This is a genomic window from Cyanobium sp. Candia 9D4 (assembly GCF_024346155.1).
Lineage (GTDB): Bacteria > Cyanobacteriota > Cyanobacteriia > PCC-6307 > Cyanobiaceae > Cyanobium > Cyanobium minutissimum.
Window position 1 is genome coordinate 291,254 of sequence record NZ_JAGQCK010000002.1, and the last position, 23,307, is coordinate 314,560.

Annotated in this window: 26 protein-coding genes and 1 tRNA gene; 11 read left to right on the top strand and 16 right to left on the bottom strand. The window is 71.4% G+C overall.

What is annotated here, in order from left to right:
* Positions 1-18: 18 nt before the first annotated feature.
* The 4 genes from modA to KBZ08_RS06010 are packed head-to-tail and all read left to right on the top strand — an operon-like array spanning position 19 to position 4,520.
* Complete coding sequence (gene modA / locus KBZ08_RS05995; protein ID WP_254972045.1) at positions 19-837, top strand: molybdate ABC transporter substrate-binding protein; 819 nt, start codon at positions 19-21, stop codon at positions 835-837.
* On the top strand, positions 837-2,714 hold the full coding sequence (gene modB, locus KBZ08_RS06000; RefSeq protein WP_254972046.1) for a molybdate ABC transporter permease subunit: 1,878 nt from the start codon (positions 837-839) through the stop codon (positions 2,712-2,714). Before modA ends, modB begins: the two co-directional genes overlap by 1 nt.
* Before the next feature lie 41 nt (positions 2,715-2,755).
* A complete protein-coding gene (gene moaC, locus KBZ08_RS06005) occupies positions 2,756-3,271 on the top strand; it encodes a cyclic pyranopterin monophosphate synthase MoaC (RefSeq protein ID WP_106219689.1) in 516 nt (171 codons plus the stop codon).
* Positions 3,264-4,520 carry a molybdopterin molybdotransferase MoeA gene (locus tag KBZ08_RS06010; protein WP_254972047.1) on the top strand — a complete coding sequence of 419 codons (1,257 nt, stop codon included), beginning with the start codon at positions 3,264-3,266 and terminating at the stop codon, positions 4,518-4,520. The genes moaC and KBZ08_RS06010 overlap by 8 nt, the downstream gene beginning before the upstream one ends.
* Position 4,521: 1 nt before the next feature.
* On the opposite strand, the gene KBZ08_RS06015 is transcribed toward KBZ08_RS06010, so the two are convergent.
* Genes KBZ08_RS06015 through KBZ08_RS06030 form a run of 4 tightly spaced genes read right to left on the bottom strand, consistent with a single transcriptional unit; the run spans position 4,522 to position 9,203 of the window.
* Positions 4,522-5,103, bottom strand: coding sequence for a pyridoxamine 5'-phosphate oxidase family protein (locus KBZ08_RS06015; RefSeq protein ID WP_254972048.1), 582 nt, complete (start codon positions 5,101-5,103; stop codon positions 4,522-4,524).
* A gap of 43 nt (positions 5,104-5,146) precedes the next feature.
* Positions 5,147-5,632 carry a molybdenum cofactor biosynthesis protein MoaE gene (locus KBZ08_RS06020; protein WP_254972049.1) on the bottom strand — a complete coding sequence of 162 codons (486 nt, stop codon included), beginning with the start codon at positions 5,630-5,632 and terminating at the stop codon, positions 5,147-5,149.
* Between the two features lie 3 nt (positions 5,633-5,635).
* Positions 5,636-5,923 (bottom strand): MoaD/ThiS family protein, encoded by a 288-nt coding sequence (locus KBZ08_RS06025; RefSeq protein WP_254972050.1) that lies wholly within the window; start codon positions 5,921-5,923, stop codon positions 5,636-5,638.
* A 49-nt stretch (positions 5,924-5,972) separates the two neighbouring features.
* Entirely contained in the window at positions 5,973-9,203 is a 3,231-nt protein-coding gene (locus tag KBZ08_RS06030) for a GGDEF domain-containing protein (RefSeq protein ID WP_254972051.1), read from the bottom strand.
* A 370-nt stretch (positions 9,204-9,573) separates the two neighbouring features.
* Here KBZ08_RS06030 and KBZ08_RS06035 point away from each other — a divergent pair, with 370 nt between their 5' ends.
* Both KBZ08_RS06035 and KBZ08_RS06040 read left to right on the top strand, forming a co-directional pair.
* Positions 9,574-10,650: an NAD(P)/FAD-dependent oxidoreductase gene (locus KBZ08_RS06035; protein WP_254972052.1), complete on the top strand. Its 1,077-nt coding sequence runs from the start codon at positions 9,574-9,576 to the stop codon at positions 10,648-10,650.
* The gene (locus tag KBZ08_RS06040) at positions 10,647-11,837 is read left to right on the top strand and encodes a pyridoxal phosphate-dependent aminotransferase (protein ID WP_254972053.1); all 1,191 of its coding nucleotides are present in this window, start codon (positions 10,647-10,649) and stop codon (positions 11,835-11,837) included. The genes KBZ08_RS06035 and KBZ08_RS06040 overlap by 4 nt, the downstream gene beginning before the upstream one ends.
* A 15-nt stretch (positions 11,838-11,852) precedes the next feature.
* On the opposite strand, the gene KBZ08_RS06045 is transcribed toward KBZ08_RS06040, so the two are convergent.
* Positions 11,853-12,707, bottom strand: coding sequence for an MOSC domain-containing protein (locus KBZ08_RS06045; RefSeq protein WP_254972054.1), 855 nt, complete (start codon positions 12,705-12,707; stop codon positions 11,853-11,855).
* A gap of 80 nt (positions 12,708-12,787) precedes the next feature.
* Between KBZ08_RS06045 and KBZ08_RS06050 the strand changes: the two genes are divergently transcribed.
* On the top strand, positions 12,788-13,249 hold the full coding sequence (locus KBZ08_RS06050; protein ID WP_106219680.1) for a hypothetical protein: 462 nt from the start codon (positions 12,788-12,790) through the stop codon (positions 13,247-13,249).
* A gap of 25 nt (positions 13,250-13,274) precedes the next feature.
* Here KBZ08_RS06050 and KBZ08_RS06055 read toward each other — a convergent pair whose 3' ends face one another.
* The 3 genes from KBZ08_RS06055 to KBZ08_RS06065 form a co-directional block, all read right to left on the bottom strand.
* A complete protein-coding gene (locus tag KBZ08_RS06055; protein ID WP_254972055.1) occupies positions 13,275-13,460 on the bottom strand; it encodes a hypothetical protein in 186 nt (61 codons plus the stop codon).
* A 20-nt stretch (positions 13,461-13,480) separates the two neighbouring features.
* Positions 13,481-14,503 (bottom strand): restriction endonuclease, encoded by a 1,023-nt coding sequence (locus tag KBZ08_RS06060; protein WP_106219678.1) that lies wholly within the window; start codon positions 14,501-14,503, stop codon positions 13,481-13,483.
* Positions 14,504-14,687: 184 nt separating this feature from the next.
* The gene (locus KBZ08_RS06065; RefSeq protein WP_254972056.1) at positions 14,688-15,119 is read right to left on the bottom strand and encodes an NUDIX hydrolase; all 432 of its coding nucleotides are present in this window, start codon (positions 15,117-15,119) and stop codon (positions 14,688-14,690) included.
* A gap of 123 nt (positions 15,120-15,242) precedes the next feature.
* Here KBZ08_RS06065 and KBZ08_RS06070 point away from each other — a divergent pair, with 123 nt between their 5' ends.
* Positions 15,243-16,067: a GGDEF domain-containing protein gene (locus tag KBZ08_RS06070; RefSeq protein ID WP_254972057.1), complete on the top strand. Its 825-nt coding sequence runs from the start codon at positions 15,243-15,245 to the stop codon at positions 16,065-16,067.
* 22 nt (positions 16,068-16,089) lie between these two features.
* Here KBZ08_RS06070 and KBZ08_RS06075 read toward each other — a convergent pair whose 3' ends face one another.
* On the bottom strand, positions 16,090-17,442 hold the full coding sequence (locus KBZ08_RS06075) for a glutamine synthetase (RefSeq protein WP_254972058.1): 1,353 nt from the start codon (positions 17,440-17,442) through the stop codon (positions 16,090-16,092).
* A 50-nt stretch (positions 17,443-17,492) separates the two neighbouring features.
* Here KBZ08_RS06075 and KBZ08_RS06080 point away from each other — a divergent pair, with 50 nt between their 5' ends.
* Positions 17,493-18,206, top strand: coding sequence for a cysteine hydrolase family protein (locus KBZ08_RS06080; RefSeq protein WP_254972059.1), 714 nt, complete (start codon positions 17,493-17,495; stop codon positions 18,204-18,206).
* A gap of 10 nt (positions 18,207-18,216) precedes the next feature.
* Complete coding sequence (locus tag KBZ08_RS06085; protein WP_254972060.1) at positions 18,217-18,648, top strand: type II toxin-antitoxin system VapC family toxin; 432 nt, start codon at positions 18,217-18,219, stop codon at positions 18,646-18,648.
* A gap of 7 nt (positions 18,649-18,655) precedes the next feature.
* On the opposite strand, the gene KBZ08_RS06090 is transcribed toward KBZ08_RS06085, so the two are convergent.
* The 6 genes from KBZ08_RS06090 to KBZ08_RS06115 form a co-directional block, all read right to left on the bottom strand.
* The gene (locus tag KBZ08_RS06090) at positions 18,656-18,961 is read right to left on the bottom strand and encodes a hypothetical protein (protein ID WP_254972061.1); all 306 of its coding nucleotides are present in this window, start codon (positions 18,959-18,961) and stop codon (positions 18,656-18,658) included.
* Positions 18,962-19,170: 209 nt separating this feature from the next.
* Positions 19,171-19,881, bottom strand: coding sequence for a response regulator transcription factor (locus tag KBZ08_RS16485; protein ID WP_254972062.1), 711 nt, complete (start codon positions 19,879-19,881; stop codon positions 19,171-19,173).
* A gap of 92 nt (positions 19,882-19,973) precedes the next feature.
* Complete coding sequence (locus KBZ08_RS06100; protein WP_254972063.1) at positions 19,974-20,402, bottom strand: type II toxin-antitoxin system VapC family toxin; 429 nt, start codon at positions 20,400-20,402, stop codon at positions 19,974-19,976.
* Positions 20,402-20,638: a type II toxin-antitoxin system Phd/YefM family antitoxin gene (locus KBZ08_RS06105; protein WP_254972064.1), complete on the bottom strand. Its 237-nt coding sequence runs from the start codon at positions 20,636-20,638 to the stop codon at positions 20,402-20,404. Before KBZ08_RS06105 ends, KBZ08_RS06100 begins: the two co-directional genes overlap by 1 nt.
* Positions 20,639-20,810: 172 nt before the next feature.
* Entirely contained in the window at positions 20,811-21,233 is a 423-nt protein-coding gene (locus KBZ08_RS06110) for a type II toxin-antitoxin system death-on-curing family toxin (protein WP_254972065.1), read from the bottom strand.
* Positions 21,234-21,522: 289 nt separating this feature from the next.
* Positions 21,523-21,594 (bottom strand) — tRNA-Val (locus tag KBZ08_RS06115).
* An 89-nt stretch (positions 21,595-21,683) separates the two neighbouring features.
* Between KBZ08_RS06115 and KBZ08_RS06120 the strand changes: the two genes are divergently transcribed.
* The gene (locus KBZ08_RS06120) at positions 21,684-22,250 is read left to right on the top strand and encodes a metal-binding protein (protein ID WP_254972066.1); all 567 of its coding nucleotides are present in this window, start codon (positions 21,684-21,686) and stop codon (positions 22,248-22,250) included.
* Here KBZ08_RS06120 and KBZ08_RS06125 read toward each other — a convergent pair.
* Positions 22,192-23,283 (bottom strand): methyltransferase domain-containing protein, encoded by a 1,092-nt coding sequence (locus KBZ08_RS06125; RefSeq protein WP_254972067.1) that lies wholly within the window; start codon positions 23,281-23,283, stop codon positions 22,192-22,194. The two genes, KBZ08_RS06120 and KBZ08_RS06125, sit on opposite strands and share 59 nt — an antisense overlap.
* Positions 23,284-23,307 lie beyond the last annotated feature (24 nt).

A 23,307-nucleotide genomic window follows, 5' to 3' on the forward strand; every position in this document is an offset into this window, starting at 1 on the left:
CCCCTGACTGTGCCGCTGATGGCCACCCCCCTGCCCCGGCGTGCAGCGGTCGCGGCCCTGCTGGCCGGACCCCTGCTCGTCGGTGCCCTGGTGGCCGCGGCGGGCGGCCGCCAGGACGAGGCCAGGGCCGCGGCACCGCCGCTCCTGGTGAGTGCGGCGGCCAGCCTTTCGGGGCCGCTGCAGGCCCTGGCCGTTCCCTTCGCCAGGGGCCAGGGGGCGGCGCCGCCCCAGTTCAACTTCGGCGCCTCCGGGCTGTTGCAACAGCAGATCCAGCAGGGGGCGCCGGCGGACGTGTTCCTCTCCGCCGGCGTCCGGCCGATGGACAGCCTGGAGCGGGCGGGCCTGCTGCTGGCCGGCAGCCGGCGGGATGTGCTCGGCAACCGGCTGGTGCTGGTCGTGCCGGCCCGATCGCCACGGCGCCCTCTGGACATCGCGGGACTGGCGGGCCCCAGGGTGCGGCGCATTGCCATCGGTGACGGCACCGTGCCGGCCGGCGACTACGCCCGCCAGGTGCTGGCCCACTACGGACTCACGGCGGCCGTGGCCCGGAAGCTGGTGCCCCTGGGATCGGTGCGGGCCGTGGCCCGGGCGGTGGCAGAGGGCAACGTGGACGCCGGCTTCGTCTACCGCAGCGATGCGGTGCAGCTGGGGGGACTGCGGGTGGTGGTCACCGCCCCGCTCGCCAGCCATGCCCCGATCCGCTACAGCGGCGCGGTGCTGCGCAGCAGCCGCCAGCCCCAGCTGGCCCGCGCCTACCTGCGATCCCTGGGCAGCCCCGCCGCCGGGGCGCTGTTCCGTCGCGAGGGCTTCGAGGTCCTGCCCGGTCGGGCCCCCTGATGGAGGCCGACCCCGGCCTGTCGCCCCTGGTGCTGTCGCTGCGCAGCGCCACCCTGGCGGTGCTGCTGGTGGCTCCGGCCGGATTCCTCGCCGCCGACCGGGTGCGGCGCTGGCGGGGTGTGCGGCGCGCCACGGCCGACCTGCTGCTGCTCTCGCCCCTGGTGCTGCCGCCCACGGTGCTGGGGTTCGTGCTGCTGCAGCTGCTGGGCCGCTACGGCCCCCTTGGGGAGCCCCTGGCGCGGCTGGGCCTGGAGCTGGTGTTCAGCTGGCCCGCCACGGTGCTGAGCGCGGCGGTGGTGGCCTTCCCCCTGATGTATCGCACCCTGCTGGCGTCGCTGGAGCAGCTGGATCCCGGCCTGGAGGGGGTGGCGCGCAGCCTCGGAGCGGGGCCCTGGCGGGTGTGGCGGCGGATCACCCTGCCCCTGGTGCTGCCGGGGTTGGGGGCAGGCCTGAGCCTGAGCTACGCCCGGGCCCTGGGGGAGTTCGGCACCACCCTGATGCTGGCGGGCAACATCCCGGGCCGCACCCAGACCCTGCCCCTGGCGATCTACGCGGCCGTCGATGCCGGCGACCTGGCCCGGGCCTGGGCGTGGACCGGCCAGGTGCTGCTGCTCAACGGGCTCTGCCTGGGGCTGGTCCAGCTGTTCCTGAGCCGCTCCCGCCGCTCCCGCCGGCCCGGCACCGTGGCCGCGGCGTCCCCCACGGCCCTGCCCCAGCCGCCTCTGCTCAGCCCTCCGTCGTCCCCGAGGCCTCCGGTGTCCTCGCTGGCACCCGGCCGCCCCTTCGCTCTCTCCTTCGCGCTGCAGCAGCGCCACGCTGACTTCCGCTTCGAGCTGGCCCTCGACACCTCCTGCCGTCGGCTGGCGATCCTGGGGCCGTCCGGCGCGGGCAAGAGCCTGCTGCTGCGTCTGCTGGCCGGGCTGGAGCGCCCCCGGACCGGCCGGATCGAACTCAACGGCCGGGTGCTGTTCGATGCGGAGCGGGGGCTCGATCTGCCGCCGGAGCGGCGCCGCATCGCCGTGATGCTCCAGAACGATTCCCTTTTCCCCCACCTGACCGTGGCCGCCAACGTGGGCTTCGGCCTGGCCCACCTGCCGCTGGCCGAACGCCACGCCCGGGTGGCCGCCCAGCTGGCGGCGGTGGGGCTGCAGGAGCAGGCGCGGCTGTTCCCCGCCCAGCTCTCGGGCGGCCAGCAGCAACGCACGGCCCTGGCCCGGGCCCTGGTGACCGATCCGGACCTGCTGCTGCTGGATGAGCCCCTCTCCTCCCAGGACACCCACCGTCGCCGGCACCTGCAACAGCTGATGGAGGACCTGACGGCCCGCTCCGGGGTGCCCACCCTGCTGGTGACCCACGACATGGAGGAGGCCTACCGCCTCGGTGAGGAGCTGCTGGTGATCGACCGGGGGGTGCTGCTGCGCCACGGCCCCCGCGCGGAGGTGTTCGAGCGGCCCGGGGCCGTGACGGTGGCGCGGCTCACGGGCTGCCGGAACATCGCGGCGGTGCGGCGTCTCGGGCCCACCCGGCTGCGGGCCCCGACCTGGGGCCTGGACCTGGAACTGCCGGAGCCCCTGGAGACGGCCGTCAGCCACGTGGGGCTGCGGGCCCACCAGCTGGAGCTCGCCGCCGCCCCCGTGCCCGGGGCCGCCCACCACTGGCCCTGCCGGGTGGTGGGGGTGAGCGAGGGGCCGCGGCACGTCACCGTCTCGGTGGTGCCGCTGGCCAGCCCCGCGGGGGCGGATCTCCCGGGGCGCGGGCCGATCGAACCGATCCTGGTGGAGCTGTCCCGTCGGGCCTGGGAGGCCCTGGGATCGGCCGCCGCTGCTGGCCCCCTGGTGCTCTGCCTGCCCGCGGGCGGGCTGCTGCCGCTGCGATGAGCGCCATGCTGTGTGCACCATCCCGACGCCTCCGACCCGGCATGAGCCAGCCCGGCCTTTCCCACCTCAACGCCGCCGGCCAGGTGCACATGGTGGAGGTGGGCGACCGCCCCGCCAGCGACCGCCGCGCCGTGGCCGAGGGCTGCATCACCATGGCGCCCGAGGTGCTGGCCCTGGTGCTGGAGGGCCGGGCGGCCAAGGGGGACGTGCTGGCGGTGGCCCGGGTGGCGGCGATCCAGGGCGCCAAGCGCACCTGGGAGCTGATCCCCCTGTGCCATCCCATCGCCCTCACCGGGCTGGAGGTGCGGATCGAGCCGATGGCCGACGGCCGCGGGCTGCGGCTGGAGGCCAGCGCCCGCACCACAGGCGCCACGGGCGTGGAGATGGAGGCGCTGACGGCGGTGCAGGTGGGCCTGCTCACCCTCTACGACATGGTCAAGTCGGCCGATCCGGCCATGACCATCGGCCCGGTGCGGCTGCTGCGCAAGGAGGGGGGGCGCCGGGGCCCCTGGGAGCACCCCGCCGTGCGGGGCCTGGCGGAGGCGAGCGATGGCTGAGCCGTTCCCCCGCGAGGGCCTGCCCGTGGAGGAGGCCCGGCGACGCGTGCTGGCGGCGATCACGCCGCTGGCGGGACGTGAGCGGCTGCCGCTGGCGCGCTGCCTGGGCCGGGTGAGTGCCGAACCGGTGCGGGCCCCCGAGGCCGTGCCGGGTTTCCGGGCTTCGATCATGGATGGCTACGCCATCGCCGACGCCGAGGCTCCCAGCCCTGGCCGCCGCTGGCGCCTGGTGGGCCGTTCCGCCCCCGGAGATCCCTACGGGGGGGTGCTGGCTGAGGGGGAGGCGATCCGGATCCTCACCGGCGCCCCCCTGCCGGAGGGGGCCCAGCGGGTGCTGCCCCAGGAGCTGGTGAGCCCCGAGAGCCCCGGCGCCGGCGGTGGGGCCGAGTGCCTGCGGATGACCGGAGAGGCGGGCCCCAACCCCTGGATCCGCGCCCCCGAGGAGGAGGCCGCCGCCGGCGACGAGCTGCTGCCGGCCGGGGTCCGCCTCGGGGCCGCCGCCCTGGGGCGCCTGGCCAGCTGCGGCGTGGCGGCGCTGGCGGTGAGCGTCCAGCCGCGGGTGGGTCTGCTGATCAGCGGCGATGAACTGGTGGCGGCCGGTGCGGCCCGGGGGCCGGGCCAGATCTGGGAGAGCAACGGCACCCTGCTGCGGGCCCTGCTGGAGCGGCTGGGCTACCCCGTCAGCGAGCAGCGGGTGGTGGCCGACGATCCCGCCGCCCTGCGCCAGGCGTTGCTGGAGCTGGCCGCCGGCTGCGACGTGGTGGTGAGCACCGGCGGCGTCTCGGCCGGCGACAGCGACTGGATCCGGCCCCTGCTGGCCGAGCTGGGGGAGGTGGGTTTCTGGAAGCTGTTCCTCAAGCCCGGCCGGCCCTTCGCCTTCGGCCGGCTGGGGCCGCGGCCCTTCTTCGGCCTGCCCGGCAACCCGGTGGCCGCGGCGGTCACGGCCCTGCAGCTGCTGTGGCCGGCCCTGCAGCAGCTGGAGGGGGGCGAGGTGGTGCCGCTGCCCCGGCTGAAGGTGCGCCTGGCCTCGCCCCTGAAGCGGGGCGCCGGCCGGCCCGAGCTGGCCCGGGCCCGCTTGGTGGTGGATGGGGACGGCGCCCTGCTGGCGCAGGTGGAGGGCAGCCAGGCCTCCTCCCGCATCGGCTCGCTGCAGGGGGCCGACCTGCTGCTGGAGATCCCCGCCGAGGCCGGATCCCTGGCGGCCGGCACGGAGCTGTGGGCCCAGCTGCTGCGGCTGCCGCTGCTCTGAGTCAGTCGCCGACGACGTCCGGCGCTCCGGGGGCGGCGATCGGTGCCGGGATCGGGGCGGGGAGGCCGTCGATGCTGCGGCGGTTCTTGCGCTTCCAGTAGCGCTCCAGGCCGTCGTTGCCCTTGCGGCGCGCCCAGCTGTCGAGCTCGGTGCGGTCGCCCCCGTAGCTGTAGCGGGGCACCGCCATGCCGCAGGAGGTCTGGACCCGTTCGATGGCCAGGTCGAAGATCTGGCGGGCACCGGCCAGGGGCTCGAAGTGGCCGAACAGGGCCTCCCAGTCGGCCTCACCCCGCTGGGTGGTGCGGGCGGTGCCATAGAGCCGCAGGATCTGGGGCGGGCCCTCGAAGGCGCAGAACATCAGGGTCATGCGCGGGCACGCCTGAACGTGGGCGGCGGTCTCGTTGCCGCTGCCGGTGAGGTTGAGCCAGATGACGCGGCGCTCGTCGAGCACCCGCAGGGCATCGCGCCCCTTGGGGGACACGTTCACCGTGCTGTCGGCGGTGGCGGTGCCGACGAAGAAGAGCTTCTGGGCGCCGATGAAGGTGATCTGGTCGGCGGTGAGGGCGTCGCTGGACTGGCCCATGGAACGGGGTGCGAAGGGAAGGGGGCGTGGGGAGGTGGGGACGTCACAGCGGTGTGTTGCCGGCCACCCAGGTGCCGCGGCCGCCGCTCCACTCCCGTTTCCAGAAGGGGGCGTGGTGCTTGAGATCTTCCAGCAGCTCCTGAACGCAGCGCAGGGCGGGACCGCGGCGGTCGGCCCGGACAGCCACCAGCACGATGGCCTCCCCCGGCCGCACCCGCCCCACCCGGTGCGCCACCAGCACCGCGTCCGCCCCGTGGCGCGCCGCGCAGGCCTCGGCGAGGAGGACCAGCTGGGCCTCGGTCATGCCCGGGTAGTGCTCGAGTTCCAGGGCCTCGAGGGGATCGCCGGTGGCGGTGGTGGGGCGCACGCGGCCGATGAAGTGGCTTTCGGCGGCTGCGTCCGTGGCGCCGGGCCCATCGGCCGCCAGGCTCCGCTGCCAGGCGGCCAGCCGCTCCAGCGGCTGGAAGGGGGTCTCCAGGATCTGCACCACGATCGGAGGGGCCGGGCGCAAGGGGCTGGTGGTGGCCATGGTTCAGCCTCCGGTGATCGGGGGCAGGAAGGCCACCTCGTCGCCCGGGGCGAGGGGGCTGCCCGGGGCGGCGAACGCCTGGTTGATGGCCACCCGCACCGTGGCCGGCAGCTCGGTGCTGTCCGCTCCGGGGCCGGTGCCCAGGGCCAGCTGCCGCCAGAGGTCCGCCGCGGTGGTGCACCGGGCGTCGGGGCGGGGGGCGAGGGGGATGAGCCGTTCGCCCCAGCCGGCCCGCTCGCGCAGGCCGGCGAACAGGCGCACGCGCACGCTGGGGACGCTCGGCTGGGTCATGGGGTCTGCCTGGGCTGGGCCATGGCCATGGTGGCGGCTCCGATGCGCCTCAGGCGGAAAGACCGACCTGGCTGTGCAGGGACCGGCAGACCACCCGGTTGCGACCATGGCGCTTGGCTTCGTAGAGGCAGTCGTCGGCCAGCTGCAGCATCCGGTCGGCGTCGCACTCGGCCATCGACAGCGGATCCCAGGACGCGATGCCGATGCTGACGGTGAGGACGTTGCCCGTGGCAACGCCGGGATGGTAGATGCCCTTGTCCTGGATGGACTCGCGCAGCTTCTCGCACAGGCGCAGGGAGGCCGCGGCATCGGTCTTGGGCAGGATGATGGCGAATTCCTCGCCCCCCAGCCGGGCCACGAAGTCGCTTTTGCGACTCAGGCCGGTCCGGAGGGCATCGGCAATCTCCTTGAGGCATCGGTCGCCGTAGGCGTGGCCGAGAACATCATTGACCACCTTGAACTGATCGATGTCGATCAACGCCAGGGACAGGTTGACCTGGGCGGCTCTGGAGGCGGAGACATTCCCCTTGAGGAAGGAATCGAAGCTGCGGCGATTGGCGAGCTGGGTGAGGGGATCCAGCATCGCCAGCCGCTTCGAGCGTTCACTCTCGAAGGCATAGAACAGCAGGCTCAGCAAGCTGCTCATCGCTTCGATGCGCTGCACCTCCTGGTCGCTGAAGACACTGCCTTCATGCAGGGCAATCGTGAGAACCGGTATGGAAACACCACGTGAGTCCAGCCGGATGCCGAGGTAATCGCTGCAGCCCACATCCTTGAGGGAGTCCAGAAAGGGGAAGCCGTTGTCCTTGGTGGTGAATAGCTGCTGCCGAAACAGCTTGCTTCTTGTGGCAATGAAATGCAGGGGGCTGCGCAGGTGCTCATCCTGCTCCAAGAAGTCCCGCTCCATGCGCAGGGTGCTGACAAGGCCCGGTCTGGAGCTGACCCAGACATACTGGCTGCAGTCGATGTCATCCTGATCGGGCAGAAAGGCCAGGGAGAAGCGATAGATCTCCAGGCCCCAGGATTTCAGCTCATTGACAAACAGAAGCACGAACTCCTCGAAGCTGCGCAGTCTCGACCAGTTGTCGATGATGTAGCGCTCCAGCGGAATCTTCCTGTCGGAGGTCTGGTAGCCTTCGCCATGCCCGGAGTCACGCAGCCGCGACGTGGCACGGATCTGCTCCAGCGTCTGCTGCAGGGAATCGCGGTCCGCCCAGTCGGAGGATTGAATGAACGACTCCACGTCCTCCAGGGAAAGGGGAGGCGAGACGAGGAACCCCTGCAGGGCATCGGCGCCCAATCGGATGACGGCGGTCAGTTCGTTGTGGGTTTCGACGCCTTCGCAGACGACCGTTTTGCCCAGCGCATGGACCGTTTCGATGAAGGAGCCGACATAGCGCTGCAGCCGGAAGGATCGATCGATCCCCTTGATCAGATCGATGTCGAGCTTGATGGCGTCGTACCAGGCTTCACTGATGCGCCGATAGTTCGACAGTCCGGATCCGAAATCATCGATGAAGATTCTGAAGTTCAGCTCCCGCATCAATCGCTCCGATGCCGTCGTCACGCCTTCCGAGCCCGCCAGGATGTCCGTTGCGGCCATCTCGGTGATCTCGATGCAGAAGATGGAGCTGTCGATGCTGTGCTGCTTGAACAGGCTGATCAGCTGATTGAGACGCTGATCGGTGGACACGGAATCGGAACTGACATTGACGGAGATATACTCAATGCGATGGCGAAGAAACTCCGATGCCTTGAGCTGCTGTTGCACGTCAGCGAGCCGGCTGACAACCAGCGCATCGATCTTGTGGGTGATGCCGATGTCATGGGCCAGCTGAATCACATGTCCCGTGCCGAGCTTGCTCAGGGCCGGGGGCAGGAAGCGGATCAGCAGCTCGAGGCCGAAGTGGCCTGGATTGCTGAGCTGCAGAATCGGTTGGAAGCGCAGCTCAAGATCACTCGCCTTCAGGGACGTGAGTTGACTTCTGATTTCTCCTTTATCCTTGACCAGCAGATCATCACCGCTCTTCACCAGGCGGTACGAACGTCTGTCTTCGGCGGCCAGAATCTCCCCGAAAGCCTGCATCGTCAGCAGGGAGTCGGGCGGCTCAACCAGCGGAAACCGTTGCCCGGTGATGATCACATCATCCCAGGCCAGCACCGAATCGCTGGAAATCTGAATGGACCCGGAGACAATGCCGAGCAGACGGGCCAGGAGCGCCTCGCAGGCGCCATTGTCATCGATAGGGATGTTGCCGGAGGACCGGACGATCAGAGCAATCTTGTTCTTCGACACATGGTAGAAATTGAAGCCGGGGTGTACGGCCCATCCCTTGTCGATGGCACGACAGGCCTTTGTGAGGATCTTGTTGATCTCCACCTCACTGAGATAGCCGCGTTGCCGTTCGAGATAGCGAAAGTCGATGGTCACGAGGAAGCCATCCTCGCCGCGCTCGGCGTGCTTCCTGAGGGCCGAAGGCTCCAGATCCTTCACCAGGGCATAGTGGGTCAGGAAGGACGTGTGGCCTTCCCTGCGGAAGCTTCCGGTCGCCGGTTGATCCTTCCGGCGGTTATGGCTGGAACGCCAGGCGATCACCACGCTCAGCCCGATGCCCAGCAGCCCCAGGGCCAGGGCGAGGCTGCGGACGCGATCCGCCTGTGTCGGCAGGGCCGGTGCCAGGGTCAGCCCCACCGCCAGATCTCCGAAGCCGACCCGGTAGAGCGCACCGGCCGGCGCCCCCTTCGCCATCCCCTTCGCCTCCAGGGCGGTCCATGGGGCCAGCCGGATCTGCCTGTCGCCATCCTGATCGCGCTGGATCAGGCTGCTGCCGCTGACCCTGATCCATTCGGGGGCCCGGCGGCGACCGGGGGCCGTGCTGAGCAGCAGGCCATTTCCTTGCCCCGGTTCGCCCGCCATCACCAGATCCAGCCGGGAAAAGCGGCGGGGGCAGATCAGCAGTCTGCCCTTCAGGGAGGAGGATCCGGTCGCCATCACCGCCGCAACGGGGGGGGGCACCAGCTCCGCCGCGCTGACGGACTGCAGACCGGGGGGGGACATGGACGGCCCTTTGGCCTCCGCGCCGGCGGACCCCGGCGCCGATGGCGTGGCGAAAAAACGCTCGACGTCCTGCAGGGTGGTGCACAGCCGCCCGGCAATCCGATCATTCTGGCGGCGTAAGTCGTTGAAACTGCGCTGATCCAGCAGATGGGTGAAGATCAGGAGAGAGGTGCCCGAAAGAAGCGCTCCACTGATGATCATCAATGTGGTGCGTCGGCGCATGTTCCTCCCTCTCCGGCCTCACCTTAGCCTCAGCTGCCGTGTGGAGCCCCGGGCCGACGCCGCTTCCCTGCCCGGCGCAGCGGTTTGATGATGTGGCCCAGCGCCCGATTCCCTCGGCGCCTTCACCCTTGCTCAGGGAAAAACTCAGGCTTCCTTTCTGAGCCCTCGAAGGTGACGACGGCGACGTCGATCGGTTTGCCCACGCCCCTAACATTCACGGGCATGCATCCTTTCAGGCCGTGGGCGCCGCACGGATCACGAGTTCAGTGGTTTTGCGGGCGGTGACGCCAGCCGTTCTGTCGGTGGTTGTGTCAGACCATCCGTTCCTGATCTGCGGGCCTGTTTTCTCCTCAGCGTTGGATCTTCAGCGGTGATCCATACAGCTGTCGTCGGAGGAGGCGCCTGCGGGCTGGCCCTGGCCAGGGGGCTGTGGCAGCAGGGACGACCCGTGCGTGTCTACGAACGGGCCATGGCCTCCCATCTCCATGGCCATGGGTTTCTCTTGCTGGCCAATGGGCTCGCCGCCCTGCGGCGACTCGGCTGCGACCCGGACGGCACCCTGGGCCATCCGATCACATCGGTGAGGATTCTCTGCGCTTCCGGGCAGGTGCTGGTGGAGCACCCACTCGAGGGGGCGGTGGCGATGCTGCGCCACGATCTGCTCAATGTGCTGCTGCACGGCGCCCCCGACGCGCTGGTCCAGTACAACCACCCGTTCGAGCGCTTCGACTGGGACCGGGAGCGTGCCCGGGCGGTGTGTTTCCAGAACGGCCGCTCCCAACCCGCCGATGCCTTCGTCGCGGCCGATGGGGTGCGCTCCAGCTGCCGCCTGTCCCTGGGATGCGGGGCGATGACCAATCCCGGCCGGGTCAAGGAGATCGTGGCCCATGTGCGCCAGCCCCTGGTGGCCGCCGAACTGGGCCATCGCTTCCTCAAGGTGCTCGACCCCTCCGGAGGGCTGGCGGTCGGCCTGGTGCCCCTGGGGGATGACCGGCTGGTCTGGTTCGTTCAGTTCGACAGCCAGCGTTTCACCGCCCCCCAGCCCTCCGAGGTGGGGGCCTTCCTCCAGGACCACTTCCGGGGATTCCCCGTTGTGGTGCGCCACGTGCTGGGCGCCACCGATCCGGCCCGCGCCCATGTGTGGCACACCGTGGACGAGGACCCGGCCACCCGCTGGAGCAAGGGCAACGTGGCCCTGGCGGGGGACGCGGCCCACCCGCTGCTGCCGTTCACCAGCCAGGGGGTCAACTCGGCCCTGGAGGATGCGGTGCTCCTCAGCGACCTGCTGGTCGGCTGCCGCGACCCCGACGAGGTTCCTGAGCTGTTCTGCGCCTACGAACGCCAGCGGCGGCCGGCGCTGCTGGGCTGTGTGGAGGCTGGTCGCCAGATGGCACGGGACTTCGTCCAGCCGTCGCCCACCCGGCTCCAGCTGCCGCTGATGGCATGAGCGATCGCTTCACCGACAGCTTCCGTGACGGCGCGGTGCCGCTCGAGCTGCTGCGCCAGCGGGCCCACAACCTGCGCTGGGCCGAGCAGCCCCCCGGGGTGATCCCGCTCACCGCCGCCGATCCCGATTTCCCGGCGGCGCCGGTCATCCGCGACGCCATCGCCGACTACGCCCGCTCCGGGGTGTTCAGCTACGGCCCCGCCGGCGGGCTGCCCTCCTTCCGGCAGGCGGTGGCGGGCTACCTGCGGCAGCGGGGGGCGTCCGTGCCCCCCGAAGCGGTGCTGGCGGTGAACAGTGCCGCCGCCGGTCTGGCCCTGCTGACGCGCCACTGGCTCTCGCCCGGCGACGAGGCGATCATCTGGGATCCGGTCGACTTCCTGTTCGCCCACACCGTCCGGAGCGCCGGCGGGGTGCCGGTGCTGTGGCGCATCGATCCCCAAGCCCCCCTGGATCTGGCGGCCCTGGAGGCCCTGGTGACCCCCCGCACCCGGCTGCTGTGCCTCTGCAATCCCCACAACCCCCTGGGCCGCTGCTTCCGCCGCGACGAACTGGAGGCCCTGGGTCGCTTCTGCCTGGAGCGGGGCCTGCGGGTGCTGAGCGACGAGGTGTGGAGCGATGTGGTCTACCCGCCGGCCACCTTCACCAGCTGGCTGGCCCTGGAACCGGAACTGGCCGGCCTCGGGGCGGTGGTGCATGGCTTCTCCAAGTCCTTCGGTCTGGCCGGCCTGCGGGTGGGCTACGTGGCGATGGCGGATCCGGAGGCGGCCGCCCGGCTGCTGGCCGCCAGCGAGCTGCCCTCCACCGTCGATGGCGTCGCCACCCTCAGCCAGGTGGCGGCCACGGCGGCCTACAGCCCCGACGGCCTGGCCTGGCTGGAGGCCTTCCTGCGCCACCTCCAGGCCCGCCGCGACCAGGCCGTCAGCCGGCTGGCGGCGATCCCCGGCCTGCGGGTGCGGCCCCCCGCGGCCACCTTCGTGCTGTTTGTCGGCCTGCCGCCGCTCCAGGAGAGCGTCGAGGCGCTGGTGGAGCGGCTGCGGCGGGACCACGGGGTCGCGGTGGTGCCGGGGAGTCCCCGCTGGTTCGGCCCCGGGGCGGCGGGCCACCTGCGGCTGAGCTACGCCACCTCCGAGGCCCTGCTGGCCGAGGCCCTCGAGCGCCTGGCGGCCGGACTGGCCTCGGGGCCCTAGCCAGCTGGGAGCTGCTCAGGGCAGCAGCCGCACCGGGTCCCCCACCGCCATCGGGCCGGGGGTGACCACGCTGAGGCGGATGCCGGCCACGACGCCGTTGTGGCGGGCGGTGGCCCGCAGGATCTCCAGGTTCTCCTCCAGGGCGCCCTGGGCCAGGGTGGTGACGACGCAGCGGGGGCAGCCACCGTCGACCCGCAGCACCAGCTGCTCGCCGATCTGCAGGCAGGCGCCGCTCCAGGCCTCCTCCACGAAGCCGGAGGCCTCTGGCGGCGTGGCGATCAGCAGGTTGGGGCGGAAGCGCTCGACGGCGAAATCCAGCTCGGGCTCGAGCTGCCGCAGCCGCTCCAGGGTGGCGGTGGTGATGGCGTGGATGGGGCAGGCGTCGAAGAAGGTGCCTTCGGGCAGCTCCAGGGCGTTGGTCACGTTCTGGAAGGCGCGCCCCTCCACCGGCGGCCAGTACTGGTCGAGGCTGGCGCCATCCGGCGGGGTGTCCATCAGGCTCACCCGGCGGCCGAAGCGCTCACTGAAGACGGCGCCCACGTCGTCCTCGGCGCTGCAGAGCCCGGCGCTGCCGTCGTCCTCACGGGGGCTGATCAGCACCGGTGGCAGGGGCGCCGCCTCCGCGGGCTCCTCCCGGAAACGGGCCCGGTAGCCGAGCAGGCCCTGCCAGAGCCGCGGGTTCTTGGCGCTGGCCACCCGGCCGCTGGCGTGGTCCCAGAGGGCGTAGGCCCGGTCGCCCCGGATGCCGCGGGGATCCACCGCCAGCTGGCTGGGGGAGTCCCCGAGCATCGATTTCACCGGGTAGCGCCAGAGCGTCTGCACCGTTCCCACCAGATCCTGCACGCCTGTCGCCTGTCGTTGCCGGCGCACTCTGGGGGCGGAGGCGCGACAACGCCGGTAGCAGCACCTACCGTCCGCAGAGCGCACGCCGGGATCCGCTCGCCAGGGCCATGAAGGCGTTCATCCACCTGAGATCCGCCCGGTTCCCCGAGCTGCCCGGCGAGGCCGGGGAGATGGTGAATCCGGGCACGGTCGGCAAGGCCCTGGCGCTCCACCTGCAGCAGCGGCTCCAGGCCATGGGCCGACGGGCTCCCTTCCTCTGCTGCGAGGACTGGGGCTGGTGGGTGGAGCTGGCCGATGCCCCGTTTCGCTTCGGCGTCTGCATCTACAGCCTGCCGCCAGAGGCGGAAGCGGACGCCGATGCGGACGCGGCGACGGAGGGGGTGGGGATGGCCTTCTGCTGCACCGACGGGGCCGTCGCCGAGCGGATCTGGGACTGGCGCCGCTTCCGCTTCATCGACACGGCCCCCTGGGCCGAGGCCCTGCACGGGGAACTGCTCGCAATCCTCGGCGACGATCCGGAGGTGGAGCTGCTGGGCTGCGGACCCAGCTTCCCGGGAACAGGCGCCTGAGGGCCCCCTGGGCTGGCGGGCTCCGTCAGGGGCTCCAGAAGCCGCGGGAGTTGAGCCACAGCCCCAGCACCAGGAGCGGCAGCAGGAATCCCGCCAGGATCTGCAGCCGCGGCCGCAGGCCGGTGGCTTCCGGGGCGGCCCCGGCGACGTCCTGCCGTGGGGGCGTCCCTCTGCCGTGGCCGGGCGTGCGTCGGCGTGATCGCGAAGCCATGGAGGCGAGGGGGAGGGGCCTCAATTCTTCACCAGCACCTGCTCCAGCGACAGATGATCACGGATGTCACGGGGCAGATGGGTCCAGTGGCGGGCGATCAGCTCGGCCAGCTGCTGGCCGTTGACGAGGCTGATCCTGGCGAAGCCCTCCTCACCGGCCGCCGTGGTCGCCGCCGGCTGGAAATCGGCGGTGGTGATGAAGATCCCATGGCCGCCGAAAGGAATGAACTGGCGCAGTTCCCGCACCGCATCGGCGCCGATCCGGGCGCCGAGGTTGCCGCGGTGGAAACGGGCGTGGATGCGGATGCGGGCCGGCAGCGACAGGCTGATGTCGCCGCAGGCATCGAACACGTCGCGCAGCACCCCGTGGTGCTCGGTCCGCTCCCAGTCCTGGAAGCCGAGGGCATCCAGCAGATGGACCACCAGCCGCTCGAATTCGCCGGGATCCAGCTGCAGGAGCTGCTCGAGCACGCTGCGGTGGGACTCCTCCTTCCTGGTCGTCGACCGGGCCGGGGTCGTTGTCTCCTGACGGCCGATGGCGCGGATGAATTCGGCCTGGTGCTCCACCAGGAACACCGTCAGCAGGGAACGCATCCGGGTGTGGGACGGGACGGTGAGCAGGGTGCGGATGGAATTGCGGAACGGCGCCGAGAAGTGGTCGAGCCGGAGCGGTTCGGGTGACCAGGTGACGGGACGCCGATGGCGCAGGGGACAGCCGTCGTCGCCGGTGGGGTCGTAGTAGGCGCGGCCCTCATCGACGACTCCGAAGCGCAGCAGGTCGGCTTCCGCCGCCGGAATGATCACGTGGTCGCCGGGACGGATCTCGAACAGGAAGCGGTGGATCTCGTTGACGTAGTTGGAGAGCAGGATCGCGCTCTGGATGTCCGGGAAGTAGCGGCGCACCACCGAGAAGAGCTGCTCCCGGTTCCGGACCGGACCGAGGTCCTCGGTGATCTCCCGCCAGCCGATGCCGACGAAACCGCCGCTGAGGAAGTTGTCCGCGTAGATGCCGCCGCCCGCCCGAACGCACCAGACGTTGGTCATCGAAGGGACGCGGGTCGGGGGGGCAGGCCTGCGGGCGCCATGGAGGGGGTGACGGCGCCTACAGCTTCCGAATGGAAGATCCCTGAGATTGTCGCGAATCTTGCCGGGAAGCGCATCCTCATCAACCCTGAGACGCAGGAGAACGGTCTGATACCTCCAAGCTTAAGCCATCATTCACCATTCTTTAGTTCTTCGGGTCGAGCCTTGGCTCGAGGCGGCGCACGGCCCGCTCCAGGGACGGGGCCAGGCCACGCCGCTGCTGCAGCCTCGGGCTCCAGATCCGGCCGCTGCGCAGCTCCTCCAGGCCGGCCAGCGCCATGTCCTGGCCTTCGTTCAGCTGCAGCGCCGTCAGCGGCACGGTGAGGGGTCCTCGGAAGTAGTAGGCACTGAGCTGGTCGTCGTGGTGCTCGAACCAGAGCGGCAGCGCGGGCGCCCCCCAGCCGATCTCCTCGCGCAGCTCCCGCAGGATCGCCTGCTCCGGCCGCTCGCCGGGGTCGAGGTGGCCGCCGAACAGGCCCCAGCAGCCCGGATGGACGATCCCCTCAATGTCGTCCCGCAGCTGCAGCAGCCAGCGCCCCTCGCGCTCCAGCATCGCCAGCGCCACCGCAAAGGTCATGGGTGGGGGCGGTCCATGGGGCGGTGCGGCCGGTCGTGGGGATTCTGGCGGGGGCGGGGTGGCGTGATGGACACCTGGTGTCCTCCGTTCCCGCCTACTTTTCCCCGGACATTCCTCCAGCCCGTGAACACCGCCGATCTCCTCTTCCTCCTGCTGCGGGCCGCCACGGCGGTGCTGTGCGGGGTGGCGGCGCGGGAGGCCTGGGAGCGCGCCCGCCTGCCGGGGCAGCCGCGGCAGCGGCGCTGGCGGGCCCGATGCGGGGCGGCCGTCCTGCTGGCCCTTGGGGTGTTCGCCCTTGAGGACGGGGTGGGGGAGGCCCTTGGCCGGCCGGGCGAGCCGTTGCGCTGGCGCAGCTGGGTGTGGGTGATTCTCGATCTCTCCATCCCCGCCCAGGTGCTGGCGGTGCTGAGCACCCTGCGTGAGCGCGACCGCCTGGAAGCCGAGCTGGCTGCTGCGGTGCGGAGCGATCCGCTGACCCGCCTGCCTAACCGGACAGGCTTCGCCGAGGCGGCCACGGTGGCCCTCGCCGCCGCCGCCCGCGACGGCCGGCCGGTGGCGGGGGCCATGCTCGACATCGACTTCTTCAAGGCCATCAACGATGGCTGGGGCCATGGCGCCGGCGATGCCGTCCTGCGCGACGTCGCCGGCGCCATGCGGGCCGTGCTGCGCCCGGGCGATGTGCTGGCCCGCGTCGGCGGCGAGGAATTCGCGTTGCTGCTGCCCGGGGTCGATGCGAGGGGGGCGGGTCCCCTGCTGGAGCGGCTGCGGGCAGCCGCTGCGGCCGTGCCCCATCCAGGGGCACCGGGGCAGCGCATCACCCTTTCGGCCGGCGTTGCGGTGGTCGAGGGCACGGGCCTGGAGGCGCTGGAGACCGGCCTGCGCAACGCCGACGGCGCCCTCTACGCCGCCAAGGCCGCCGGGCGCAACCGGGTGATGGTGGCGGGCTGAGGAGCCCCTGCCTGGCCGCCCCTCAGCCGATCCCCCCCACCACCGGCCACCAGGCGTCCGCCGCCACCAGCTCCGCCTCACTGCAGCCCGCCGCGCGCCGCACCTCCGCCGCCTGGCTGTCGCACAGGGAGCCGTGCAGCGCTTCCCCCAGGGCCTGGCGCAGCAGATCGCTGGCGGCGAAGGCGGCCGACGCCTCCGCCAGGCTGGCGGGGAGGCGTTCAGCCGTGCCGGCGGGCAGGCCGGCCGGATCACCAACCACCGGCGGCGGCAGGGGCCGGGCCCGTGCCAGGCCATCGGCCACCACCGCCTGAACGGCCCCCAGCAGCAGGTAGGGATTGGCGGCCAGATCCGCCACCTTCAGCTCCAGGTGGGCCGGGGCGCCATCGGCCGCGGCGGGCACCAGCCGCAGGGCCGCCTCCCGGTTCTCCACCCCCCACACCTGGAAGGGGGCCGACCAGGAGCCCGGGGCCAGCCGCCGGTAGGACACCGCCAGGGGGCAGGCCAGGGCCAGCAGGGCCGGCAGCTCCGCCAGCAGGGCCGCCAGCACCCCGGCGCCCGCGTCGCTGAGGCCGGCCTCGCCGTCGCCTCCCTCCAGCAGCGGCATCCCGTCGCGGCACAGGCTCAGGTGCAGGTGGCCGCCGTTGCCCACCCGCTCCAGGCTGGGCTTGGGGCTGAAGCTGCAGTGCCAGCCGAAGCGGCGCGTCAGCCGCTGGATCAGCAGCTTGGCGTGCACCAGCCGGTCGGCGGCCTCCAGAGGCGTGCCCGGCGCCAGCGACAGCTCGAACTGGCTGGCGCCGTACTCCGGGTGGAACTGCAGCCAGGGCAGGCCGGCCGCCTCCAGGGCGTCGAGCAGGGCCGTGGCGTAATCCAGCCCCTCCACCAGCCGATCGGCCCCGTAGGGCCCCCCGGGAATCGTCGGTGCCGGCGTGCCGTCGGCCGCGGGGCTGGCCACCAGCCACTCCAGCTCGAAGCCGGCCCGCAGCTCCACCCCGGCCCGCCGCAGCTGCTCCATCTGGCGGCGGCACAGGTGGCGCTGGTCGCCGGCGTAGGGGGCGCCGCTGCGTTCGTAGCGCTCCCCCGGCGCCCAGGCCCAGCCGCTGGCCGGCTCCAGCGGCGCCAGGGCCGCGGCGTCCGCCCGCAGGCGCAGGTCGCCGTCGGGCCGGGCCAGGCGATGGCCGGCAGCGATGCCGCCGCCTGCGCTGAAGGCATCGGACACCGGCGAGAAGCCCACCCCCACCGCCACCGCCGCCTCGAAACCGGCCAGGGGCACCACCTTCACCAGCGGCGCCCCGGCGTGGTTCACCCAGGTGATCGCCACCCAGCGGATCCCCTGGGCGGCCAGGGTCGCGGCCATGGTGTCGTGGGGAATGGACACGGGCCCGGCAAGCGTCTGCCGCCATGATTGGACGGATCGCCGCCGCCTGCATGCCGTCGTGCCCACCCGCGGAGTGGCTCCACCCGGGCGGCACCGCCCTGCTGCTGGTGGATCTGCAGCAGGGCACCTGCGGCGACGCCCAGCCCCGCCCGGATGCGGACTTCGATCGCCGCTTCCGCGCCACCACCCTGCCGAACGCCGAGCGGGTGCTCGCGGCGGCACGCCGCGGCGGGCTGGAGGTGATCCACACCGTGATCGCCAACCTCACCGCCGACGGCCGCGACCGCAGCTTTGACTACAAGCGCTGCGGCATGGGTTTCCCGCCCGGCAGCCGCGCCGCCGAGGTGATCGCCGAGCTGGCGCCGCTGGCCGACGAGCTGGTGCTCCCCAAGAGCTCCTCCTCGCCCTTCAGCTCCACCAGCCTCGACTACCTGCTGCGCAACCTGGGCGTCCGCACCCTGGTGGTGATCGGCCTGCTCACCGACCAGTGCATCGACCACACCGTCAAGGACGCCGCCGATCGCGGCTACCGGGTGGTGTGCGTCCACGACGCCTGCCAGGCGGTGACCCCGGAGCGCCACACCGCCGCCCTGGCCTGCTTCGCCGGCTACGGCGCGCAGATCAGCAGTGGGGAGTTCGTGGCGGAACTGGACTTAGCCGCAAGCGGCGAACCCCGCCGGGGCGGCTTCCTGAGCAGCTCCGCAGTGCTGGGAGCCGATCTCAAGGCCGATTTCGCCGCCGAGATCGACAGCCTGTTCGGCTGATTCGTACACCATGAGCCGTAGCGAACCCACGCCGCTGCTGCTCGACACCCAGCTGCTGCTCTGGTGGGCCATCGAACCGCGTCGGCTGCCGGCCGGGACCGCAAGCCTGCTGGCGGATCCGGCCCAGCCCCTGGTGTTCAGCGTCGTGAGTCTGTGGGAGGTGGCGATCAAATCCTCCCAGGGCCGGGCCGATTTCTCGGTCGAGGCCACCGCCCTGCGCCTGGGCCTGCTGGGGCAGGGATTCCGCGAACTCCCCGTCCGCGCCGAACATGCGCTGGCAGTGCAGCACCTGCCCTGGATCCACCGCGACCCCTACCGCTGCGCGGAAGACTTCGTCTTTGACCGCCTGCTGGTGGTTCAGGCCCAGCTGGAGGGCCTGCGGCTCCTCAGCGCCGATCGCACCCTCGTGGCCTACGGAGAGCATGTGCAGGCCGCAGTCTGATCCGCCCTCAGGCGCCCGGCTCCGGGTCGTAGTAGACGCCGGAGGCGTTGAACGGGGGCATGCTGGTGACGTACTCCGTCGTCAGGCTGGCGGGGTCGAAGGTGATGATCGTCCGGGTCCGGTCGAGCCATTGCACCCGGTCGGCGCCGGTGACCGTCAGGGTGGCCACCCAGGGGCCCACGACGTTGTCGTTGAGATCGAAGTCGCCACCCTCGGGGTGACGCTCGTACAGCTTGACGACGCCATGGGCCAGGACCCGGTCCGGGTCGCACAGCCAGTAGCCGGTGCGGCCGGCCAGGATGACCTCGGACACGCGGGAATGTCCGGCCGCGGCGAAGCTGAGGTGGACGGCCATGGTGCGCAGAGCTGCTGAGGTCGAGCGGGTTGCCGGGGAACACGGCTGGCGACATCCCGGCTTGGCATCGGGAGGCTGCTCGGGTCATCCCCGGACCTGACCACCTTCCCCTGGAGCACCCTCGGCCCGCATCCCCAGAACGGGGGATTGCCGCAGAGCTGGCCGGCTCAGCTGGTGACGGGGGTGCGACCCTCCAGGGCCGATTCCAGGTTGATCAGGCCGGCGGCGATCGACTTGACGACCGCCTTGGTGCGGTTGTCGACCTGGAGCTTCTGGAAGATGTGCTTCACGTGGGTCCGCACGGTCTCGGGGCTGACCACCAGCTCCTGGCTGATCCGCTGGTCGGTCAGGCCCAGCATCAGATGGTTGAGCACCACCCGTTCGCGCTCGGTCAGCGGCTCGATCAGGGCCACGGGCGGCTGTTGGCGCAGCACCGCCGCCACCGGTTCGGGGTAGTAGATGCCGCCGCCGGCCACCACCCGCAGCGCCGGCATGAACAGGCCCGACTCGAAGCAGATGCCGTTGCAGCCCCGGGCCAGGGCCTCCCGCACCAGGTCCTCATTGGCATCGTCGGCGATCAGCAGGGTGCGGATGGCGGGGTCAAGCGCTTCCGTGCGCTCCACCAGCGAGAGGCCGGTGCCCTCCTGCAGCCGTTGGCTCACCACCAGCAGCGACGGCCGCTGCCCCTCCACCAGCCGGAAGCCCTCCTCCTCCGTGGTGGCGGCCCCCACCAGGCTCCTCTGGATCGGGCTGATGCACATGAAGGCCCCCAGCCATTTCATGTGCTCCAGGCAGGCCACGGTGGTCAGTCCGGCGAGGATGTCCTCGAGCTCCACCAGCAGGGCGGGGATCCCCGGGATGAGATCCGTGAGGTCCACGGCTTGAGGAGCGTCCGGCGCCCATGATGGCTGGCACTGGGTCCGTCTGGGCCTGCAGGTCCTTCGCGGCGGGGTGTGCCGCCCGATAGGCGTCAGGCAGCCCCGATCAGCTGGGCCTCGAGTCCGAGTTGCCGGGCGGCCATCACAAAGGGCCCATCCAGGCTGCAGAGGATGGCGCCCCGTCCGGCGGCGATCGCCAGGTGCAGGGCATCGGCCGCCCGCAGGGCCGTGGTCCAGCCGCGCAGACAGGCGCTGGCATTGCGGAAGTCCTGCGGTTGCACCTCCAGCATCAGGAACCCTGGGGCCAGGCTGCGTTCGAAGCCTTCGAGCACCGCCTCGGCCTGCGCGGGACTCCGGGCCCCGGTGCGCACCTTCATTCCGAGAGCGGAATGGAGCTCAGTGGCACTCCAGGGGCTGATCGCCAGTGGCGCAGGGGCCTGTTCGAGAAAGGCCGCGGCGGCGCCGGAGTGGGCTTCTGGTGTGAGGGCCGCCAGCAGCACGCAGGTGTCCAGGTACAGCATCAGGAGCCGACGTCATCCCGCAGGGCGCGCATCGTCTCCACGCCGCTGGTGGCCTGATGGGGCAGGGAGTCCCGCAGAGCCTGGAGCTGGGGCAGGAGATCGCGCACGGCCTGCCGCGGAACCAGCTCAGCGATGGCTTTGCCGCGGCGGGTGATCACCACAGGCTGGCCTTGCTCCACCGCGTCGAGCAGGCTCGACAGCTGGGCTTTGGCCTCCGCCACCGTGACCTGTCGCATGGTGTTGGTCATCGAGATGACCAACATTAGGGCGGGTCCGTGGGACGGCGCCCCGGCAGAAGTGGCCAACGTGCGCCGTCTGTTTATGCCCCCTCAGGCCACCAGCCGCGCGAGCGGCAGGGTCGGAGAGGAGATGCTGCCCTTGCCTCTGCCAGCGAAAAAAATGGCGAGATCAGCTGGACAGCGGCGTGCAGCTTTGCCGTATCCAGATCGAGAGTTCTTCAAGCACCTGATCACGCTGTGCAGGGGAGGTTTCTGCGAGCCGCCACAGGCGCTGCTCCGCCTCTTCATGGCGGGGCTTCCACTCAAACCCATTCGCCCGCAGCACCATCTTCACAGAGAAAAACGCCACCCGCTTGTTGCCATCGGGTAAGGGGTGGCCCTTGGCGAAGGCGTAGGCCACAACAGCAGCCAGAAGAGCGATGTCCGCCTCAGGCCTGAAGGTGTGGAATGCCAGGACTTCCGCCAGAGCGGTTTCGATCTTGCGTAGGTCCGGCGTTACCTGGAGACCACCATGCCTGTTGATCGTCGCCGCATGGACCCGTGCAATCTCAAAAGGGCCTGGGAGGATCAGGGTCCCAGGCGCAATCCTCACTGAGCCAGCGAACGGAACACGTCGTCGTACTCATCCATGAACGCCAGAGCGTCATCGATGAGTTCCGGGCGCACTCCATTCCGCGTCGTCAGGGGCGGGAGAGCGCCTGGCCGGGGAGGCTCAACAGAGGGCACGCTGCTCTGACCGGCAACCTTGCTCTTCCAGATCGGGGAGGCATCGGTAGCCACGGCTGTAGCTCAGGTTCAAGTGGATTGACACTAGCCCTGATCGTCAACCTTCCTGGTGGCCGTAGTGACAGGGATCCCCGCCTTTGCTGGGATCTGAGCGATGCCCGATGCCGGTTTCGAACCAGCGACATCCTGCTTGTAAGGCAGGCGCTCTACCACTGAGCTAATCGGGCGGTGGGCCCATTCTGTCGGAGGGGGCGACGCGGACCAGACATCGGCGGCCGGCGGCCGGTACCTTGCCGGCAGCGTCCGGAGCCCGGCCATGGCCAGCGGCCGCCGCCACGATCGCACCACCGGCTGGCTGGCCCTGCCCTTCGGGCTGCTCTGGGGCCCGGCCCTGGGGCCGGCGGGGGTGGCGGTCGCCACCGGTGCCTTCCTGGTCGGCGGCCTCTGGCTCTCCCCCGACCTCGACACCCGCTCCAATGCCACCCGCCGCTGGGGTCCCCTGCGGCTGCTGTGGTGGCCCTACCGGCGCCTGCTCAGCCACCGCTCCCTGCTCTCCCACAGCCCCCTGCTGGGCACCAGCCTGCGGCTCCTCTGGCTGGCGGCGCTGGTGCTGGCCGCCTGCGTCGCCCTCGGGCCCCTGGGCGCCCCGCCACCCGGTGAGCTGCTGCAGCGGGGCCGGGAGCTCTGGGGCTCCCAGAGGCCCCTGCTGATCGCGGCGTTCGTGGGCCTGGAGGCCAGCAGCTGGCTGCACCTGCTCCAGGACGGCGATCCGATCCCGCGGTTGCCGCGGCCCCTGCGCGCCCTGGGGCGTCTGCTCAGCCGCCTCAGCAGCAGGAGCCGCCGCTGGCGGGGGCCGGCGCGGCGGCGGGGGCGTCGGCGTTAGGGGCGACCCCCCCGTCGAAGGGAATGGCGCTGCCGCAGCCCTCGAACAGGCCGTAGTGGCGGCTGAAATCCCCGATGAAGTCGAAGTGGGGCGCCAACCGGCTCTCCGCCAGCATGCGGAAGGTGTTGCCGCAGACCGGAAACACCCGGCCGGCCTCGATGTGGTGGTGCTTGTCGAAGGGCAGGGCGTCGGGGTGGCCGGCGATGCTGCCGCGGTAGACCACCGCCTGGCCGTGGTCCTCGCAGGCGTCCTCCAGGGCCTCGATCTGGAACAGCCGGTAGGTGGCGGAGAAGAAGCGGATCGCTCCGGTGCGGGCGGCCAGCTCCGGGTCGGTGATCTCCAGGGGCCGGTCGCCCACCAGGCGCGGATCGGCGAAGCCGGCCTGGCGCGCCAGCCGCAGGAAGTCGTTCCAGTAGAGGGCGCCGCTGAGGCATTCGCCGTGCAGCACCGGGTCGTGGCGCAGGGCCTCGGGCACGCGCCGATCCGCATAGACATCGGCGAAGAAGAACTCACCGCCGGGCTTCAGCAGCCGCCGCACCCCGTTCAGCACCGCCAGCTTGTCGGCCGAGAGGTTCACCACGCAGTTGGAGATCACCAGATCGAAGCTGCCGGGCTCCAGGGGCAGGGCCTCCAGCTGCTCGATGCGCCCCTCCAGGAATTGCACATTGCCGAAACCGAACACCTCGGCGTGGTGGTCGGCGTGGCGCCGGGCCACCGCCAGCTGCTCCGGCGTCATGTCGATGCCCACCACCGCGCCGCCCGCCCCCACCAGCTGGGAGAGCAGGTACACGTCGCGGCCGCTGCCGCAGCCCAGATCCAGCACCCGCAGGCCCTCCAGCAGCGGCGGCACCACCAGGCCGCAGCCGTAGTAGCGGCTCAGCACCTCGGGGTGGATCCGGGCCAGCAGGGGCCGCAGCGCCGGCGGCACGCTGCTGGCATCACAGCAGGCGCTGGTGCGCAGGTCGGCGCTGCTGCTGAGGGTGGAGCCGTAGTACTCCTGCACGCTGCGGTGCAGATCGGTGGCGCTGGTCATCGGGGAGGGCTCGCGGGGGCTGGG

Excerpts from the sequence above, each read along its gene's own strand:
- modA (WP_254972045.1), top strand. The coding sequence starts at position 19 with ATGGCCACCCCCCTGCCCCGGCGTGCAGCGGTCGCGGCCCTGCTGGCC.
- modB (WP_254972046.1), top strand. The coding sequence starts at position 837 with ATGGAGGCCGACCCCGGCCTGTCGCCCCTGGTGCTGTCGCTGCGCAGC.
- moaC (WP_106219689.1), top strand. The coding sequence starts at position 2,756 with ATGAGCCAGCCCGGCCTTTCCCACCTCAACGCCGCCGGCCAGGTGCAC.
- KBZ08_RS06010 (WP_254972047.1), top strand. The coding sequence starts at position 3,264 with ATGGCTGAGCCGTTCCCCCGCGAGGGCCTGCCCGTGGAGGAGGCCCGG.
- KBZ08_RS06015 (WP_254972048.1), bottom strand. The coding sequence starts at position 5,103 with ATGGGCCAGTCCAGCGACGCCCTCACCGCCGACCAGATCACCTTCATC.
- KBZ08_RS06020 (WP_254972049.1), bottom strand. The coding sequence starts at position 5,632 with ATGGCCACCACCAGCCCCTTGCGCCCGGCCCCTCCGATCGTGGTGCAG.
- KBZ08_RS06025 (WP_254972050.1), bottom strand. The coding sequence starts at position 5,923 with ATGACCCAGCCGAGCGTCCCCAGCGTGCGCGTGCGCCTGTTCGCCGGC.
- KBZ08_RS06030 (WP_254972051.1), bottom strand. The coding sequence starts at position 9,203 with ATGCGCCGACGCACCACATTGATGATCATCAGTGGAGCGCTTCTTTCG.
- KBZ08_RS06040 (WP_254972053.1), top strand. The coding sequence starts at position 10,647 with ATGAGCGATCGCTTCACCGACAGCTTCCGTGACGGCGCGGTGCCGCTC.
- KBZ08_RS06050 (WP_106219680.1), top strand. The coding sequence starts at position 12,788 with ATGAAGGCGTTCATCCACCTGAGATCCGCCCGGTTCCCCGAGCTGCCC.
- KBZ08_RS06055 (WP_254972055.1), bottom strand. The coding sequence starts at position 13,460 with ATGGCTTCGCGATCACGCCGACGCACGCCCGGCCACGGCAGAGGGACG.
- KBZ08_RS06060 (WP_106219678.1), bottom strand. The coding sequence starts at position 14,503 with ATGACCAACGTCTGGTGCGTTCGGGCGGGCGGCGGCATCTACGCGGAC.
- KBZ08_RS06065 (WP_254972056.1), bottom strand. The coding sequence starts at position 15,119 with ATGACCTTTGCGGTGGCGCTGGCGATGCTGGAGCGCGAGGGGCGCTGG.
- KBZ08_RS06080 (WP_254972059.1), top strand. The coding sequence starts at position 17,493 with ATGCCGTCGTGCCCACCCGCGGAGTGGCTCCACCCGGGCGGCACCGCC.
- KBZ08_RS06085 (WP_254972060.1), top strand. The coding sequence starts at position 18,217 with ATGAGCCGTAGCGAACCCACGCCGCTGCTGCTCGACACCCAGCTGCTG.
- KBZ08_RS06100 (WP_254972063.1), bottom strand. The coding sequence starts at position 20,402 with ATGCTGTACCTGGACACCTGCGTGCTGCTGGCGGCCCTCACACCAGAA.
- KBZ08_RS06105 (WP_254972064.1), bottom strand. The coding sequence starts at position 20,638 with ATGCGACAGGTCACGGTGGCGGAGGCCAAAGCCCAGCTGTCGAGCCTG.
- KBZ08_RS06120 (WP_254972066.1), top strand. The coding sequence starts at position 21,684 with ATGGCCAGCGGCCGCCGCCACGATCGCACCACCGGCTGGCTGGCCCTG.
- KBZ08_RS06125 (WP_254972067.1), bottom strand. The coding sequence starts at position 23,283 with ATGACCAGCGCCACCGATCTGCACCGCAGCGTGCAGGAGTACTACGGC.